Annotated in this window: 14 protein-coding genes; 2 read left to right on the plus strand and 12 right to left on the minus strand. The window is 68.3% G+C overall.

What is annotated here, in order from left to right; all coding sequences use genetic code 11:
- Positions 1–23: 23 nt before the first annotated feature.
- Together ACFVRO_RS14665 and ACFVRO_RS14670 are read right to left on the minus strand one after the other, a co-directional pair.
- Positions 24–338 carry an AzlD domain-containing protein gene (locus tag ACFVRO_RS14665; RefSeq protein WP_386953545.1) on the minus strand — a complete coding sequence of 105 codons (315 nt, stop codon included), beginning with the start codon at positions 336–338 and terminating at the stop codon, positions 24–26.
- Positions 335–1,033, minus strand: a complete 699-nt coding sequence (locus tag ACFVRO_RS14670) for an AzlC family ABC transporter permease (RefSeq protein WP_386953547.1) — start codon at positions 1,031–1,033, stop codon at positions 335–337. The genes ACFVRO_RS14665 and ACFVRO_RS14670 overlap by 4 nt, the downstream gene beginning before the upstream one ends.
- 93 nt (positions 1,034–1,126) lie before the next feature.
- Here ACFVRO_RS14670 and ACFVRO_RS14675 point away from each other — a divergent pair, with 93 nt between their 5' ends.
- Positions 1,127–1,675, plus strand: a complete 549-nt coding sequence (locus ACFVRO_RS14675; protein ID WP_386953549.1) for a helix-turn-helix domain-containing protein — start codon at positions 1,127–1,129, stop codon at positions 1,673–1,675.
- 91 nt (positions 1,676–1,766) lie between these two features.
- Here ACFVRO_RS14675 and ACFVRO_RS14680 read toward each other — a convergent pair whose 3' ends face one another.
- Positions 1,767–2,687 carry a phospholipase gene (locus ACFVRO_RS14680; RefSeq protein ID WP_386953552.1) on the minus strand — a complete coding sequence of 307 codons (921 nt, stop codon included), beginning with the start codon at positions 2,685–2,687 and terminating at the stop codon, positions 1,767–1,769.
- A 176-nt stretch (positions 2,688–2,863) separates the two neighbouring features.
- Positions 2,864–4,777, minus strand: a complete 1,914-nt coding sequence (typA, locus tag ACFVRO_RS14685) for a translational GTPase TypA (RefSeq protein ID WP_223586736.1) — start codon at positions 4,775–4,777, stop codon at positions 2,864–2,866.
- A gap of 102 nt (positions 4,778–4,879) precedes the next feature.
- Between typA and ACFVRO_RS14690 the strand changes: the two genes are divergently transcribed.
- Positions 4,880–5,665, plus strand: a complete 786-nt coding sequence (locus ACFVRO_RS14690; RefSeq protein ID WP_386953555.1) for a CPBP family intramembrane glutamic endopeptidase — start codon at positions 4,880–4,882, stop codon at positions 5,663–5,665.
- 9 nt (positions 5,666–5,674) lie between these two features.
- Here ACFVRO_RS14690 and ACFVRO_RS14695 read toward each other — a convergent pair whose 3' ends face one another.
- The 8 genes from ACFVRO_RS14695 to gcvT all read right to left on the minus strand — a co-directional run bounded on the left by ACFVRO_RS14695 (position 5,675) and on the right by gcvT (position 16,117).
- The gene (locus ACFVRO_RS14695) at positions 5,675–6,181 is read right to left on the minus strand and encodes a PH domain-containing protein (RefSeq protein WP_386953558.1); all 507 of its coding nucleotides are present in this window, start codon (positions 6,179–6,181) and stop codon (positions 5,675–5,677) included.
- A 59-nt stretch (positions 6,182–6,240) separates the two neighbouring features.
- Entirely contained in the window at positions 6,241–7,911 is a 1,671-nt protein-coding gene (locus ACFVRO_RS14700) for a dipeptide ABC transporter ATP-binding protein (protein ID WP_386953561.1), read from the minus strand.
- Complete coding sequence (locus ACFVRO_RS14705) at positions 7,908–8,849, minus strand: ABC transporter permease (protein ID WP_386953564.1); 942 nt, start codon at positions 8,847–8,849, stop codon at positions 7,908–7,910. Before ACFVRO_RS14705 ends, ACFVRO_RS14700 begins: the two co-directional genes overlap by 4 nt.
- A complete protein-coding gene (locus tag ACFVRO_RS14710; protein ID WP_105672544.1) occupies positions 8,836–9,768 on the minus strand; it encodes an ABC transporter permease in 933 nt (310 codons plus the stop codon). The genes ACFVRO_RS14705 and ACFVRO_RS14710 overlap by 14 nt, the downstream gene beginning before the upstream one ends.
- A 93-nt stretch (positions 9,769–9,861) precedes the next feature.
- Complete coding sequence (locus tag ACFVRO_RS14715; RefSeq protein ID WP_386953567.1) at positions 9,862–11,511, minus strand: ABC transporter substrate-binding protein; 1,650 nt, start codon at positions 11,509–11,511, stop codon at positions 9,862–9,864.
- Positions 11,512–11,746: 235 nt separating this feature from the next.
- Positions 11,747–14,575 (minus strand): aminomethyl-transferring glycine dehydrogenase, encoded by a 2,829-nt coding sequence (gcvP, locus tag ACFVRO_RS14720; protein WP_386954490.1) that lies wholly within the window; start codon positions 14,573–14,575, stop codon positions 11,747–11,749.
- A 61-nt stretch (positions 14,576–14,636) separates the two neighbouring features.
- Positions 14,637–15,014 carry a glycine cleavage system protein GcvH gene (gene gcvH, locus ACFVRO_RS14725; RefSeq protein WP_386953570.1) on the minus strand — a complete coding sequence of 126 codons (378 nt, stop codon included), beginning with the start codon at positions 15,012–15,014 and terminating at the stop codon, positions 14,637–14,639.
- Positions 15,011–16,117 carry a glycine cleavage system aminomethyltransferase GcvT gene (gene gcvT / locus ACFVRO_RS14730; protein ID WP_386953572.1) on the minus strand — a complete coding sequence of 369 codons (1,107 nt, stop codon included), beginning with the start codon at positions 16,115–16,117 and terminating at the stop codon, positions 15,011–15,013. The genes gcvH and gcvT overlap by 4 nt, the downstream gene beginning before the upstream one ends.
- Positions 16,118–16,230 lie beyond the last annotated feature (113 nt).

Genomic DNA, 16,230 nt, shown 5'->3' on the forward strand with positions numbered 1-16,230 from the left:
CCCTATGGACGCACGGGGGCGGCTCAGGCGGCGAGGCCCGTGAGGCGCAGCAGCGCGGCGACGAGCGCCGCCGCGAACACCACGACGAGGAACGACTGCCGCAACCACAGCAGCCCGGCGGCGACCAGGAGCGCGGGCACCCGCGCGTCGACGACGACCGCCTGCCCGGCTCCCAGCGTCTGGACCGCGACAAGGGCGGCGAGCAGGGCGACCGTGAGCAGATCGGAGATGCGAGCGGGACGCGGCTCCTCGAGCACCCGGGGAGGCACCAGATACCCCACGGCCTTCAGAGAGAGGCAGATGATGGCGGCGAGCAGGATCGCGCCCCACAGGCTCATGTGCCGGCCTCCGTGCGCGGGGCAGGCGCGCTGAACCAGTTGAACCAGCCGACCAGGATCGCGACGAGGGCGGCGACCAGCACGGGGAGCCCCGGCATGATGAACGGGGTGAGGGATGCCGCGACCACGGCCGCGGCAGCACCGACCGCGATGGCCTGACGCTGCTTCAGCCGGGGCCACAGGAGCGCGAGGAATGCGGCGGCCGCCGCGGCATCCAGCCCCCACCCCCGGGGATCGCCGAGAACGTCGCCGACGAGCGCGCCGATGAGAGTGGTGACGTTCCAGCCGGCGAAGATGCCGATGCCCGTCACCCAGAACCCGATCCGTCGCAGCCGAGGATCGCTCTGCGAGATCGCGACGGCGGTCGATTCGTCGATCGTGAAGTGCGCGGCCGAGGCGCGATGCATCGCTCCCCCGCCGATGATCGGCGACATCCGCATGCCGTAGGCGACGTTGCGCACACCCAGCAGTGCGGCCGAGGCGACTGCGGACGGCAGGGCGGCGAGTCCGCCGGCGGCGAAGACCCCGACGAAGGCGAACTGCGAGCCGCCGGTGAACATCAGCAGGCTCAGCACACAGGCCTGCCAGACATCGAGGCCTGCCGCCACCGCGAGGGCTCCGAACGAGATGCCGTAGGCGCTGGTCGCGAGCACGACCCCGAGCGCCTCCCGCCACACCTCGCGCTCGGCGCTCACGGAGACACCGTTCGATTCGATGAACACATGAACATCATTCTGAACACGCCGGGGTGCATAGTCAAGCGAACGATCGTTTGACATGATGAACACATGGAAGATCTGCGCACCCGCATCGCACGGACCCTGCGTCGAGAGCGGGAGGCCGCGGCGATCTCCGTCTCCGAGCTCGCACGTCGTGCCGGCGTATCGAAGGCCACGGTGTCGCAGCTCGAGAGCGGGGCGGGCAATCCGAGCGTCGAGACGCTGTGGGCGCTCGGAGTGGCGCTCGGGGTGCCGTTCGCCGTGCTCGTCGACCAGCAGTCGCACGCTCCCACCCTGATCCGCGCCGACGACCTCGCCGGGGTGCCGTCATCGGCGGCCGCCTACAGCGCGACGCTGCTCTCGGCGAGCCCGCCCGGTGCGCGCCGGGACATCTACCTGATCAAGGCCGAACCCGGAGACGCAAGGAGGTCCGACCCGCACCACCCCGGCACCATCGAGCACGTCGTCCTCATGACGGGTCGAGCACAGGTCGGGCCGGCCGAGGACCCCGTGCTCCTGAACCCCGGCGACTACCTCACCTACCCCGGTGACGCCCCGCACGTCTTCGAAGCGGTCACCGCGGGCACCAGCGCCGTCCTCATCTCCGAGCTGCGCTGACCCCCGAGTCGTCGCGAAGGGCGGGTGCCTGCACGAGGCACCCGCCCTTCGCGGCGGCAAGCGTGGTTCACGCGAGGCCCGCGACTTGCGATCAGTACCAGTTGGTGGCCTGGGAGTGACCCCAGGCGCTGCACGGAGTGCCGTACACGGAGGAGATGTAGCCGAGACCCCAGGCGATCTGCGTGGCGGCGTTGGTCTGCCAGTCGGAGCCCGCGGAGGCCATCTTGCTCCCGGGTAGGGCCTGCGGGATGCCCGTGGCGCCCGACGGGTTGTGGGCCTGGTAGTTCCAGCTCGACTCCTTGTTCCACAGCGAGCTGAGGCAGGAGAACTGGTCCGCTCCCCAGCCGTACTGGCTCGCGGCCATCGACTGGGCAGTGGCCTTCGCCCCGTCAGGGGTGTTCGCCGCTGCGAGGGCCGCTGCCGCCGCGGCTGCCTGCTCCGCTGCCGCGCGGGCCGCATCCTCCGCAGCCTTCTTCGCCTGGGCCGCAGAGAACGCGGACTGCAGGCTGGCCGTTGCGGCGACGACCTCGTCCGTCTCCTGGACGAGGTCGGCCGAGCGCACGGCGAGGATCATCGGCGGCATGACGTCGCGCTCCTTGAGCGCGTCGATGCCGTCCCGGAGCTCGCTCGTGTCGACGGTCGCATCGATCGGACCGACATCGAGACCCGACGACACGACGTCGGCCGCGAGATTCTCGGCCGCGGTCACGGCACCTCGCGCCTCCACGAGCGACGTGGAGGCCTCGTCGGCGATCTTCGCCAGCGGCACGGTGCCGGCCACCAGCTGGGCCGCTGCCGGGGCCGGTGCGCCGTTCTCGGCTCCGGCCGCCGATGCGGAGGTGAACCCCACCGTCAGGGCGATCCCGAGGATCGCGGCGGTCGCGGCGCCGAAGAGCAGGGTCGGGCGACGAGAGGTGACGGCGGCTCGGGCGGATGCCGCTGCGGCGGCGCGCTGAAGCGCACGGGTGTTCTGAAGCATGAAGAGGTCGACTTTCGGGTCGTCGTACGCCATCGCAGGAGACTCATCGGGAGCTCGTCCCAGGCGCAAGTCTTCGAGTCTGTACGCGCTTCCTGAACGAAAAATCTGTCCGACCTGGACAATTCATGAGAAAAGGGCCCCGTACGCGCCATCTCGGCGGTACGGGGCCCTTTCGTGGAGGTGCTGGCTAGCGACCTCGCAGGCTATTCTCAGGCGTTCGCGTCCTGACGCTTGAGACGAGAGGTCTCACGGCCGCGCACGGTCTGGTCGAGGATCACCTTGCGGATGCGAACGCTCTCCGGAGTCACCTCGACGCATTCGTCGTCACGCGCGAACTCCAGGCTCTCCTCGAGGGTCAGCAGACGCGGAGGCGTCATCGACTCGAAGTTGTCGGCGTTCGCCGAGCGCATGTTGGTGAGCTTCTTCTCCTTGGTGATGTTCACGTCCATGTCGTCTGCACGCGAGTTCTCACCGATGACCATGCCCTCGTAGACCTCCTGCGTGGGCTGCACGAAGAAGGACATGCGCTCCTGCAGCGCGATCATCGCGAACGGCGTCACGACGCCCTGACGGTCGGCGACGATCGAGCCGTTCTGGCGCGTGGTGATCTGTCCGGCCCACGGCTCGTACCCGTGCGAGATCGCGTTCGCGATGCCGGTGCCGCGGGTCGTGGTGAGGAACTCGCTGCGGAAGCCGATGAGGCCGCGCGACGGGACGATGAACTCCATGCGTACCCAGCCGGTGCCGTGGTTGGTCATGTTCTCCATGCGGCCCTTGCGGTTCGCGAGGAGCTGCGTGATCGCACCGAGGTGCTCTTCCGGCGTGTCGATCGTGAGGTGCTCGAACGGCTCGTAGGTCTTGCCGTCGATCTTCTTGGTGACCACCTGCGGCTTGCCGACGGTGAGCTCGAAGCCCTCGCGGCGCATGTTCTCGACGAGGATGGCGAGGGCCAGCTCTCCGCGACCCTGAACCTCCCACGCGTCGGGGCGGCCGATGTCGACGACCTTCAGCGAGACGTTGCCGATCAGCTCCTTGTCGAGGCGGTCCTTCACCATGCGAGCGGTGAGCTTGTGCCCCTTGACCTTGCCCATGAGCGGCGACGTGTTCGTGCCGATGGTCATGGAGATGGCGGGGTCGTCGACCGTGATCGCCGGGAGAGGACGGACGTCATCCGGGTCGGCGATGGTCTCGCCGATGGTGATGTTCTCGAAGCCGGCGATGGCGACGATGTCGCCGGGGCCCGCGGACTCGGCCGGGTAGCGCTCGAGGGCGCGGGTCTTCAGCAGCTCGGTGATGCGGGCGTTGCTGGTGGTGCCGTCGGCGCGCACCCAGGCGACCGTCTGGCCCTTCTTGAGCGTGCCGTTGAAGACGCGCAGGAGGGCGAGGCGGCCGAGGAACGGGCTGGAGTCGAGGTTGGTGACCCAGGCCTGCAGCGGAGCCTCGTCGTCGTACGCCGGAGCCGGCACGTGCTCGAGGATCGCCTCGAACAGCGGCTCGAGGTCGTCGTTGTCGGGCAGCGAGCCGTCGGCGGGACGGTTCTGCGACGCGGCGCCGGCACGACCGGACGCGTACACGACCGGCACGTCGAGCAGGGCGTCGACGTCGAGGTCGGGCACGTCGTCGACGAGGTCGGATGCCAGACCCAGCAGCAGGTCGTGCGCCTCCTCCTCGACCTCCGCGATGCGGGCGTCGGGGCGGTCGGTCTTGTTGACCAGGAGGATGACGGGGAGCTTGGACTCGAGAGCCTTGCGCAGGACGAAGCGGGTCTGCGGCAGCGGTCCCTCGCTCGCGTCGACGAGCAGCACGACGCCGTCGACCATGGACAGGCCGCGCTCGACCTCGCCGCCGAAGTCGGCGTGGCCGGGGGTGTCGATCACGTTGATCGTGATCTCCTTGCCGTCGGCGTGCTTGCCCTTGTACGTGATCGCCGTGTTCTTGGCGAGGATCGTGATGCCCTTCTCACGCTCGAGGTCGTTGGAGTCCATCGCGCGTTCCTCGACGTGCGAGTGCTCGCCGAACGAGCCCGTCTGGCGGAGCATCGCGTCGACGAGGGTGGTCTTGCCGTGGTCGACGTGAGCGACGATTGCGACGTTGCGGAGGTCTGAACGGAGGGCGTGCGCCATGCAGGAATCCTAAGAAGGTGGTGGGAAACGCCGGGAACCCGACGTTCCAGGATACCGTATGCGCGCAGCCGGTTCCTGAGCGCAGGTCGTACGATCGGGTGCGTGACCAGCGTCGACCCGTCCCACACCCCCTCTCGCGCCCGCATCTGGTGGGAGATCGCCATCGTGCTCGGCCTCGGTCTCGGCCAGTCCGCGGTCTACGCGGTCGTGCAGCTGGCCTACCGGCTGACCGACTCCACTCCCCTCGCGGATCAGACGGCGACGCTCAACCCCTCGCGAAGCGACCGTGAGGTCTTCGACCTCGTCTACCAGGTCCTGTCGATCGGATTCTCGCTGGTCCCCGTGATCCTGGTGTGCTTCCTGCTCTGGCAGAGCTCGCGCCCGCATCTGGGTCGGCTCGGCCTCGACGGCACCCGGATCGGACGGGATGCCGGGCGCGGCATCCTGCTCGTGGTGGCGATCGGCGTCCCCGGTCTCGCTCTGTACATCGTCGGGCGCGCGAGCGGACTCTTCGTCGCCGTCGACCCCGGAGGGCTCGACGCCTACTGGTGGACGGTCCCCGTTCTGCTTCTCTCCGCCGCGCGAGCGGCGCTGCAGGAGGAGTTCGTCGTGCTCGGCTACCTCTTCGCTCGGCTGAAGCAGCTCGACTGGGGACCGTGGACGATCATCCTGGCGACCTCGGCCCTGCGCGCCAGCTACCACCTTTACCAGGGGCCGGGCGCCTTCATCGGCAACTTCGCGATGGGCCTGCTGTTCGGCTGGCTGTTCCAGCGCACCGGGCGCCTGCTGCCGTTCCTCGTGGCGCATTTCGCCATCGATGCGACCGTCTTCGTCGGCTACCCCTGGGCGGCCGCCACCTGGCCCGCGCTGTTCGGCCTTCCCGGCTGAGCTCGGGCGTCAGGAGTTCGCGATGAGGACCGATGCGACGACCCAGACGACGATCACTCCGAGGGCGAAGAGCGCCCGCAGGTCCCAGGACCGGACGATCGGAGCATCCGCTTCGAAGGATGCGGTGCGCCACAGCGCGGTGATGTCGGCGAGGTCGTGCTCGCCGCCGCGGGGCGGCGTGGGGTCGTCTTCGCGCATCCTGCTGCGCCGCGGACGGGATCGTGCAGGACCGCCGTAGCAGGAGGTCTTGCTCCCGTCCTCGAAGGTGAACTCGAGCTGCCAGCGCAGATCGATGTCCTTCACACGACTCCAGCCGAACGAGGTGCGCCGCAGCATGTTCTGCACGGAGGCGCCGCGATCGTCGACCTGCACGCGGGACACGAAGCTGATCTCGTACAGGACCCACAGCGCCAGCAGCACCCAGGGTGCGAGCAGCGCCGCTTGCGCCCAGCCTGCGCGGACGACGGCGTCGCCGAGCAGGAAGAGCGCGATCAGCCCCGCGAGGACGAGGGTCACGGGCCCGGAGAGCGGACGGAAGGTCCGCCCGCTCTCCGAACCCGAGGGTGGGTTCGCCGTCACTGACCGGCCAACGGGATGGAGGCGCCGGGGATCGCGTGCAGCAGCTTCTCGGTGTACTCCTGCTGCGGGTTCGCGAAGATCTCGTCGACGGTGCCCTGCTCGACGATGCGACCGCGCTCCATGACGCAGACGAGGTCGCTCGACACACGCACGACCGCGAGGTCGTGGGTGATGAACAGGTAGGTGAGATCCAGCTCCGACTGCAGCTCGGCGAGCAGCTTCAGGATCTGGTCCTGCACCAGCACATCGAGTGCCGAGACGGCCTCGTCGAGCACGACGATGTCGGGCTTGAGCGCCAGCGCGCGGGCGATGGCCACGCGCTGACGCTGACCGCCGGACAACTCGTTCGGATAGCGCGTGATCAGCGCCTGCGGCAGCGAGACCTGATCGAGCAGCTCGAGCACCCGCTCACGTCGGGACGCGGCGTCCCCGATGCGATGGATGTCGAGCGGCTCCGCGATCGTGTTGCCGATGTTGCGCAGCGGGTCCATCGACCCGTAGGGGTCCTGGAACACCGGCTGCATCCGACGACGGAGCGCGAAGGCCTGCGCGGCCGAGAACTTCGACACGTCCTGGCCGTCGACCTCGATCATGCCGCTCGTCGGCTCCTCGAGCTTGAGCACCATCTTCGCGACGGTGGACTTGCCCGAACCGGACTCGCCGACGAGCGCGAGCGTCTTGCCCCGGGGGATCTCGAACGAGACGTCGTCGACCGCACGGAAGGGCTCGCTGCGGAGCAGACCCTGACGGATCTTGTAGTCCTTCGTGAGCCCCGCGACCCGAACCGTCGGCGGGATCGCCGACAGGTCAGCCAGCGTCTCGATCCCGCGATCCTCGACCTGGGCCTGGATGCGCTGGGACGCGACGCTGGGCGCCGCGGCGACGAGCCGCTTCGTGTACGGGTGCTGCGGATTCTGCAGGATGTCCAGGCTCGGACCCGACTCGACGATGTTGCCGTTGTTCATCACGATGATCGTCGAGGCCCGCTCAGCGGCGAGTCCGAGATCGTGGGTGATGAGCAGCACCGCCGTGTCGCGCTCCTCGGTCAGCGAGGCCATGTGATCCAGGATCACCCGCTGCACCGTCACATCCAGAGCCGAGGTCGGCTCGTCTGCGATGAGCAGCTTCGGGTCGGCCGCGAGGCCGATCCCGATGAGCGCTCGCTGGCGCATGCCCCCGGAGAACTGGTGCGGGTACTGGTGCAGTCGGTTCGCGGCATCCGCGAGCCCCGCCTGCTGCAGCACCTCGATCGCACGATCCTTGACCTGCTGGCGCCCCTGGGCGAGGCCGTTGGCCCTGATCGCCTCCTTGACCTGGAAGCCGATGCTCCACACCGGGTTCAGGCTGGCCATCGGGTCCTGTGGGACGAAGCCGATGTCACGGCCTCTGACCTGCTCGATCTCCTCACGGCCGAGGGTCGTCAGCTCACGTCCGGAGAGCGTCACCGATCCCTCGGTGATCCGCCCGGTCCCCGGCAGCAGGTTCACGATCGCGGTGGCGGTCGTGGACTTTCCTGACCCCGACTCCCCCACGATCGCGACGGTCTCGCCGGGGTGGATGTCGAGGTCGATCCCGTGGAGGACCTCGCGCATCCCGTCCTGGCCCTTGAACGCCACCTTCAGTCCGCGAACGCTGAGGATCGGCGGCACGCCTTCCTTGCGGGTCATCGGCTCGCCCTCGCTCTCGGGTCGAGGGCGTCTCGGATGAGCTCGCCCAGCATGATGAACGCGAGCACGGTCACCGTGAGCGCGATCGACGGATAGATCAGCGACATCGGGGCGATGCGCAGCGAGGACTGCGCCTTGCTGATGTCCGCACCCCACGACATGATCCCGTCTCCGAGCCCCACACCGAGGAACGTCAGCGTCGCCTCGGCCACGATCGCCGCCGCGAGCGACAGCGTCGTGAGAACGAGCAGCGGTGCGATCGCGTTCGGGATGACGTGGCCGAGCAGGATGCGGAAGCGGGAGAGCCCGAGCGCGGTGGATGCCGTGACGAACTCCGCTTGCCTCACCCTGAGGATCTCGGCTCTCACGACACGTGCCGTGGACGCCCACGCGAACCCGCCGATGGCGAGGGCGAGGGTGAACACGTTGCGGTACTGCGAGAACACCGTCATCACGATGACGGCCGCGAGCACGTAGGGGATCGAGAAGAAGATGTCGCCGATGCGCGAGAGCAGCGCGTCGAGCCATCCGCCGTAGTAACCGGCGAGGGCGCCCATGATGAGCCCGATGCCGGAGCCGATGATGGTCGACAGCAGACCGACGCTCAGTGACGTGCGCGCCCCCCAGACGATGCGGGCGTAGATGTCGCATCCCTGGAAGGTGAAGCCGAGCGGGTGCCCGGCGGTCGGACCCTCGTTCGAGTTCGCCAACTGGCAGTTGTCGTTCGGCGGGGTCTGCGTGAACAGCGTCGGCCACACCGCCATGAGCAGCACGAGGGCGACGACGGCCAGCGAGATCCAGAACAGCGGACGACGACGCAGGTCGCGCCATCCATCGCGCCAGAGGCTCGCGGGCTTTCCGGACACACGGACTGCGTCCGTGGCGGGCGCCGGCCCGGCGACCGGCGCGATGTAGTGCGAAGAGTTATCGACTGACATAGCGAATCCTCGGGTCGAGAAGTCCGTAGAGCAGGTCCACGACCAGGTTCACCAGGACGTAGATGATGACGAACACGGTCACGAAGGAGACGATGGTTGGCCCCTCGTGCTTGAGCGTCGCGTGGAAGAGGGTGTTGCCGACGCCGGGGATGTTGAAGATGAACTCCGTGACGGTGGCCCCGACCAGCAGCACGCCGAAGTTGGTCGCGGAGTTGGTTATCACCGGGATCAACGAGTTGCGCAGGACGTGCACGGGGATCACTCGACGGCGAGAGAGCCCCTTGCTGTACGCCGTGCGGACCCATTCCTGGTTGAGCGTATCGAGCACCGACCCGCGCATGAGCCTCATGCTCGTCGCGAACAGGCTGAGACCGAGCACGATCGCGGGGAGCCAGAGGTCTCCCCAGTCGTTCTCACCACCGACCGTCGCTTTGAACCACCCCAGCTTGATCGCCAGGAAGTACTGGGCGAGGAACGCCACGACGAAGATCGGCATGGAGAGGAATACCAGCGAGACGATCAGGGCGCCGTGGTCGAAGAGCTTGCCCTTGCGCAGCGCCGAGAACGTGCCGACGACGATCGCGAGGGTGAACTCGATCCCGATCGCCATGATCGCGAGCCGACCGGTGACGGGGAGAGTGCGGGCGAGGACTTCATTCACGGACTGGCCGGAGAAGGTCGTGCCCATGTCTCCCTTGAAGACACCGACGATGTAGTAGTAGTACTGCACCAGGAACGGCTGATCCAGGTGGTACTGCGCGCGGATCGCATCGATCAGCGCCTGTGCCGGAGGCTTGTCGCCGAAGAGCGCGGCGATGGGATCCCCTGGCATCAGGAAGACGAGGGCGTAGATCAGCAGAGTGGACCCGAAGAACACGGGGATCAGCTGAAGCAGGCGCCGGATGATGTACGAGAGCATCGTTCTCCTTTCGTGGAGGTGACGTACCCATAGGACAAGCCACGAGGCGGCGACGTTGAACGTCGCCGCCTCGCGGCCTATTCTCCCATGGGATTACTTCGTCTTGGTGATCTCGTAGTAGAGCGGCACCGAGTTCCAGCCGAAGGTGACGTTCTTCACCGACTCGCCGTAACCGCCGGAGACGTTCGAGTACCACAGCGGGATCGCGGGCAGGTCCTTCAGGAGGATCTCCTGAGCCTCCTGGTAGTCCTTGATCGCGTCAGCGGCGTCGCTGGACGAAGCGCCCTTCTTGAGCAGCGCGTCGAAGTCGGGATTCGCGTAGTCGCCGTCGTTCGAGGAAGCGCCGGTCGAGTACAGCGGGAACAGGAAGTTGTACAGACCCGGGTAGTCGGCCTGCCATCCGGAGCGGTTGGCCGTCTGGATCGTGCGCTTGCCGTCGGCGCCGCGCTCGTTGACCGTGGCGCGCAGGGTCGCGAAGTCGACGAACGGAGCACCGGAGGCCTCGATGCCGAGCGTGTTCTTGATCGAGTTCGAAACGGCGTCGACCCATGCCTGGTGCGAGCTGTCCGAGTTGTACGCGATCTGGAAGGTGCCCGACCACGGCGAGATCTTGTCGGCCTCGGCCCACAGCTTCTTCGCCTCGTCAGGGTTGTACTTCAGCACGTCGGCGCCCTTGAGGGAGTCGCTCCAGCCGTCGAGCACCGGCGAGGTGAAGTCGCTGGCGGGCGTGCGGGTGTCGTTGAAGATCTTGTCGGTGATCTCTTCACGGTTGATCGACATCGAGATGGCGGCGCGACGCAGCTGTCCCTCTTCGCCCGAGAAGTGCGCGATCTGCTCGCCGATGGTGAACGACTGGAAGATCGCGGCCGGCTGGTTGACGGCACGCTCGCCCAGCTCGTCCTGGAACGTGGCGATCGCGGTGTCCGGGATGGCGTCGATCACGTCGAGCTCGCCCGAGAGGAGGTCGGCGTATGCGGCGTCGAGGGAGGAGTAGAACGTGAGCGTGAGCCCGCCGTTCTCGACCGTGCGGTCACCCTTGTAGTCGTCGTTCTTGACGAGCGCGATGCTGACGTCGTGCTGCCACGCGCCCTCGCCGTCGAGCTTGTACGGGCCGTTGCCGATCGGGTTCTCGCCGAACTTCGCCATGTCGTCGAAGGCGACGTCGGGAAGCGGGTAGTACGCCGAGTAGCCGAGGCGCGTCGCGAAGTCCGCAGCGACCGGGCTCGTGAGCTCGATCGTAAACGTGTAGTCGTCGACCTTCTTGAGGCCGGTGAGCTCGGAGTCCTCAGCGTCGCTGAAGCCCACGATGTCGCTGAACCAGGACTGGTTGAGCTGCTTGTTCGAGAACAGGGCGCCGTAGTTCCACGCCTTGATGAAGTTGTCGGCCTTGACCTCGGTGCCGTCCGTGAACTTCTGGCCCTTCTTGAGGGTCACGGTGAGCTGCTCGGGGCTGTCGACCTTGATGTCGTCGGCCATGTCGTTGACCAGCGCGCCCTTGCCGTCGTAGTACGCCAGGCCCGCGAAGATCGCGTCGAGGATCTTGCCGCCGCCGACCTCGTTGGTGTTGGTCGGGATGAGCGGGTTCTCCGGCTCCGAGCCGTTCGCCGTGATGATGGCCGTCGACGAGCCGGACGAGTCGCCCTTGTCGGTCTTGTCCGATCCGCCAGACGCGCAGCCCGCGAGCGCCAGAGCGCTAGTCGCGAACAGCGCGATGCCCGCAAGGGCGATCTTGTTGCGCTTCACTTTATGTCCTCCTGTGGACGATTCATCAGGCTGCGCACGCGTCATCGAGTGCGCAGGGATATCTGAGCGTAACCCGGGGCGCGGCATCCGGTCGCACCAAGTGAATGAACCGTTACTGACTTGCGATCATCTGGATACATCCCCGTCACATGACGACACCGCGGGACACAGCAGAACGGCGCCGTGCTCCCCTCGCGGGTCAGGCACGGCGCCGTTCGGCGTCAGACGGTGCGGGTCAGGCGAAGGCCTCCACCGGCGGGCAGGCGCACACGAGGTTGCGGTCGCCGTACGCCTGGTCGATGCGGCGCACCGGCGGCCAGTACTTGCCGGCGACGAGCGCGTGCACCGGGTATGCGGCCTCCTCGCGGGTGTACGCGTGGGTCCACTCCCCCGAGATCAGCGAGACCGCGGTGTGCGGCGCGTGCACGAGCGGGTTGTCGTCGGCGGGCCAGCGCCCGGCGGCCACGGCATCCGCCTCGGCCTTGATCATGATCATCGCCTCGATGAAGCGCTCGATCTCGCCCAGGTCCTCCGACTCCGTCGGCTCGACCATGAGGGTGCCCGCGACGGGGAACGACATGGTCGGCGCGTGGAAGCCGTAGTCGATGAGCCGCTTGGCGACGTCGTCGACGCTGATGCCCGTGGCCTCCTTGAGGGGGCGCAGGTCGAGGATGCACTCGTGTGCGACCCGGCCGTTCTCCCCCGTGTAGAGCACCGGGTAGTGCTCTCCCAGGCGCGCGGCGATGTAGTTCGCCGACAGCACGGCCGCAGCGGTCGCATCGCGGAGACCGGCGGAGCCCATCATGCGCACGTACGCCCAGGAGATCGGCAGGACACCGGCCGATCCGTAGGGAGCGCCCGACACCGGACCGCCCTCGAACACGAAGCCGCCCGCATGCTCCGCGCGCTGCGCGAGCGGGTGCGACGGCAGGAACGGAGCGAGATGCGCCTTGGCCGCGACGGGTCCGACACCGGGGCCGCCGCCGCCGTGCGGGATCGCGAACGTCTTGTGCAGGTTGAGGTGCGAGACGTCTCCGCCGAGATCGCCGAACCGCGCGTAGCCGAGCAGAGCATTCAGGTTGGCGCCGTCGACGTACACCTGGCCGCCGGCCTCGTGCACAGCCGAGGTGATCTCCACCACGTCGTGCTCGTACACGCCGTGCGTCGACGGGTACGTGATCATCAGCGCCGAGAGCTCCGCGGCGTGTGCGGCGATCTTGGCGCGCAGGTCGGCGAGGTCGACGTTGCCCAGCTCGTCGCACGCGACGACGACGACCTTCATGCCGGCGAGAACGGCGGATGCCGCATTCGTGCCGTGCGCGGACGACGGGATCAGGCACACGGTGCGCTGGTCATCGCCGTTGGCGAGGTGGTAGCCGCGGATCGCGAGGAGTCCGGCGAGCTCGCCCTGAGACCCCGCGTTGGGCTGCAGCGACACCGCGTCGTAGCCGGTGACCTCGGCCAGCCAGCCCTCGAGCTGCGTGATGAGGTCGAGGTAGCCCCCGACGTCGGACAGCGGCGCGAAGGGGTGGATGCCGGCGAACTCGGGCCACGTGATGGCGGCCATCTCCGTGGCCGCGTTGAGCTTCATCGTGCACGAACCGAGCGGGATCATGCCGCGATCGAGCGCGTAGTCGCGGTCGGCGAGACTCTTGAGGTACCGCATCATGGCCGTCTCGCTGCGGTGCGCGTGGAACACCGGGTGCGTGAGGTACTCGTCCTTGCGCAGCTGCCCCTCGGGGAGGCGGCCGTGATCGGATGCGGCGATGTAGCCGAAGGACCGGCCGCTCCCCGCCGCGAAGAATCCCGCGACCCGATCGAGATCGGTGAACGTGGTCGTCTCGTCGACCGAGACGCCGACGGTGTCGCCGTCGACCTCGTGCACGAGGTAGCCCGACTCGTGCGCGAGCGCCGCGATCTCCGAGGCGCGCCCGGGGACGCGGACCCTGAGCGTGTCGAAGAACGCCTCGTGTTCGAGATCGAGACCGAGCTCGATGAGCCACGTCGCGAGCGCGTCCGCCTTGCGGGCGACGTCGGCGGCGATCGCGCGCAGCCCGTCGGGGCCGTGGTAGACGGCGTACATCGACGCCATCACGGCGAGGAGCACCTGCGCCGTGCAGATGTTGCTCGTGGCCTTCTCGCGGCGGATGTGCTGCTCACGGGTCTGCAGCGACAGGCGGTAGGCCGGCTTGCCGTCGGCATCCACCGACACGCCGACGAGGCGACCCGGCAGCTGACGCTCGAGGCCCGCGCGCACCGCCATGTAGCCGGCGTGCGGTCCGCCGAAGCCCATCGGCACTCCGAAGCGCTGCGTCGTGCCGACCGCGACATCGGCGCCGAGCGAGCCCGGCGAGGCGATGAGCGTGAGGGCGAGCAGGTCGGCGGCGACGACGGCCAGACCGCCGGCGAGGTGCGCGGCGTCGATCACAGCGCTCGGATCCCACACGCGACCGGAGGCGGCGGGGTACTGCACGAACACGCCGAACAGCTCGTCCGGCAGCTCCTCCCCCGCGGCGAGGTCGACGGTCACGAGCTCGATGCCGACGGCATCCGCCCTCGTCTTCAGCAGCGACTTGGTCTGCGGGAAGGCGTCGGCGTCGACGACGAAGACGTTCGAGCCCGACTTCGAGGCGCGACGGGCGAGCAGCATGCCCTCGACCACGGCCGTCGACTCGTCGAGCATCGACGCGTTGGCGGTGGTGAGGCCGGTGAGCTCGGAGACCATCGTCTGGAAGTTGATGAGCGCCTCGAGACGCCCCTGGGAGATCTCGGGCTGGTACGGCGTGTAGGCCGTGTACCACGAGGGGTTCTCGAGCACGTTGCGCTGGATCACGCTGGGCGTGATCGTGCCGTAGTACCCGAGGCCGATCATCGGCCGGTTCACCGTGTTGCGCGATGCGAGAGCACGCAGCTCGGCGAGAGCCTCGGTCTCGCTCGCGGCGCGCGGGATCACGCTCTCGCCGCGCGCAGGAGTGAAGATCGATGCGGGGACGGCCTGGCGCATCAACGCCTCGACGGGGCTCCCGCCATCGAGCGCGGACTCGACGCCCAGCGCATCGAGCATGATGCGCTGAGCGGATGCCGGGGTTCCGATGTGACGATCGGCGAAGGAGACCACTGGTCGATCAGCCCTCCGTGTGCGCGACGTAGGCGTCGCGGTCGAGCAGTCCGTCGAGCGCGCCGTCGGCGACCTCGACCCTGACGAGCCATGCGTCCTCGAAGGGCGAGGAGTTCAGCAGGGCCGGGTCGTCGACGACGGCCTGATTGATCTCCGTGATCGTGCCGGCGACGGGTGCGTAGAGCTCGGAGACGGACTTCGTCGACTCCGCTTCGCCGAACACGGCGCCGCGGGCGAACGTCGTGCCGACGGCCGGGAGCTCCACGAACACGATGTCGCCGAGGGCATCAGCGGCGAAGTCGGTGATGCCGACGGTCGCCACGGAGCCGTCGAGGGCGACCCACTCGTGCTCTTCGCTGTACTTGAGTGCGGTGAGATCGGTCATTTGGTCCTCCGGTAGAAAGGCAGGGCGGTCACGGTCGCGGGGATCCTGGTCCCCCGCACATCCAGGAATACTGCTGTTCCCTCTTCCGCGGAAGAAGGAGCGACGAAAGCCATCGCGATCGGGTGGCCGAGCGTCGGGCTGAGGGCGCCGCTGGTGATCTCGCCGAGCGGCGATCCGTCCTCGGTGACGACGGCGTATCCGGCACGGCCCGCGCGCTTGCCCTCGGCGGTCAGACCGACGAGCACGGGGGCGCCCGCTGCGGCATCCACGCCGTCCTTGCCGACGAAGCTCTCCTTGGCGGTGACGACCACGCGGCCGAGACCCGCCTGGGCCGGCTTGGTGTCGAGGGTGAGCTCATGCCCGTAGAGCGGCATGCCCGCCTCGAGACGCAGCGTGTCGCGGGCCGCGAGGCCTGCGGGGACGAGCCCGTGCGGCGCGCCGGCGGCGAGCACCGCGTCCCACAGAGCCGTGGCGTCGGGGCCCGCGACGAGAAGTTCGAAGCCGTCCTCACCGGTGTAGCCGGTGCGAGCGAGGAGGACGGCCGCGCCGTTGAAGGTGGCGCTCGCCCAGGCGTAGTACTTCTGCTCCGCCCAGGGCACGGAGACGTCGTCGATGCCCTCGGTCGCGGCGAGGATGCTCTCGGCGGCAGGTCCCTGCACGGCGATGAGCGCATAGGCGTCGGAGACGTCTTCGACGACGACCTCGTGTCCGGCGACCCGCTCCCGCAGCGCCGCACGCACGGCGTCGCGGTTGCCGGCGTTGGAGATGATGAGGAAGTCATCCTCGCCCAGCCGGTAGACGATGACGTCGTCGATGATGCCGCCGGTCTCGGCGAGCAGCAGCGAGTACTTCGCCTTGCCGATCGCGAGCGCCGAGAGACGTCCGGCCAGCGCGTAGTCGAGATACTCGGCCGCACCGGCGCCGACGATCGTGAACTCGGCCATGTGCGAGATGTCGAAGATCCCGGCGGCCTCGCGAACGGCGTGGTGCTCGGCCAGATCGGACGTGTAGCGCACCGGCATCTGCCAGCCGCCGAAGTCGGTGAACGATGCCCCGAGCGCCTCGTGGCGCTCGCGGAGCGGTGTGTAGCGGGGGTCGGACATGGAGTTCTCCCGGGCTGGAACGGGCGGAACGGCGGCATCGCCGTTCCTCGGAACTCCCCCTCTGTCATGGGCCTGAGAGCTTCACCCGTGGGGGCTTTCACCGTCGGCGGATC

The organism is Microbacterium sp. NPDC057944 (genome assembly GCF_042887445.1).
GTDB classification, from domain to species: domain Bacteria; phylum Actinomycetota; class Actinomycetes; order Actinomycetales; family Microbacteriaceae; genus Microbacterium; species Microbacterium natoriense.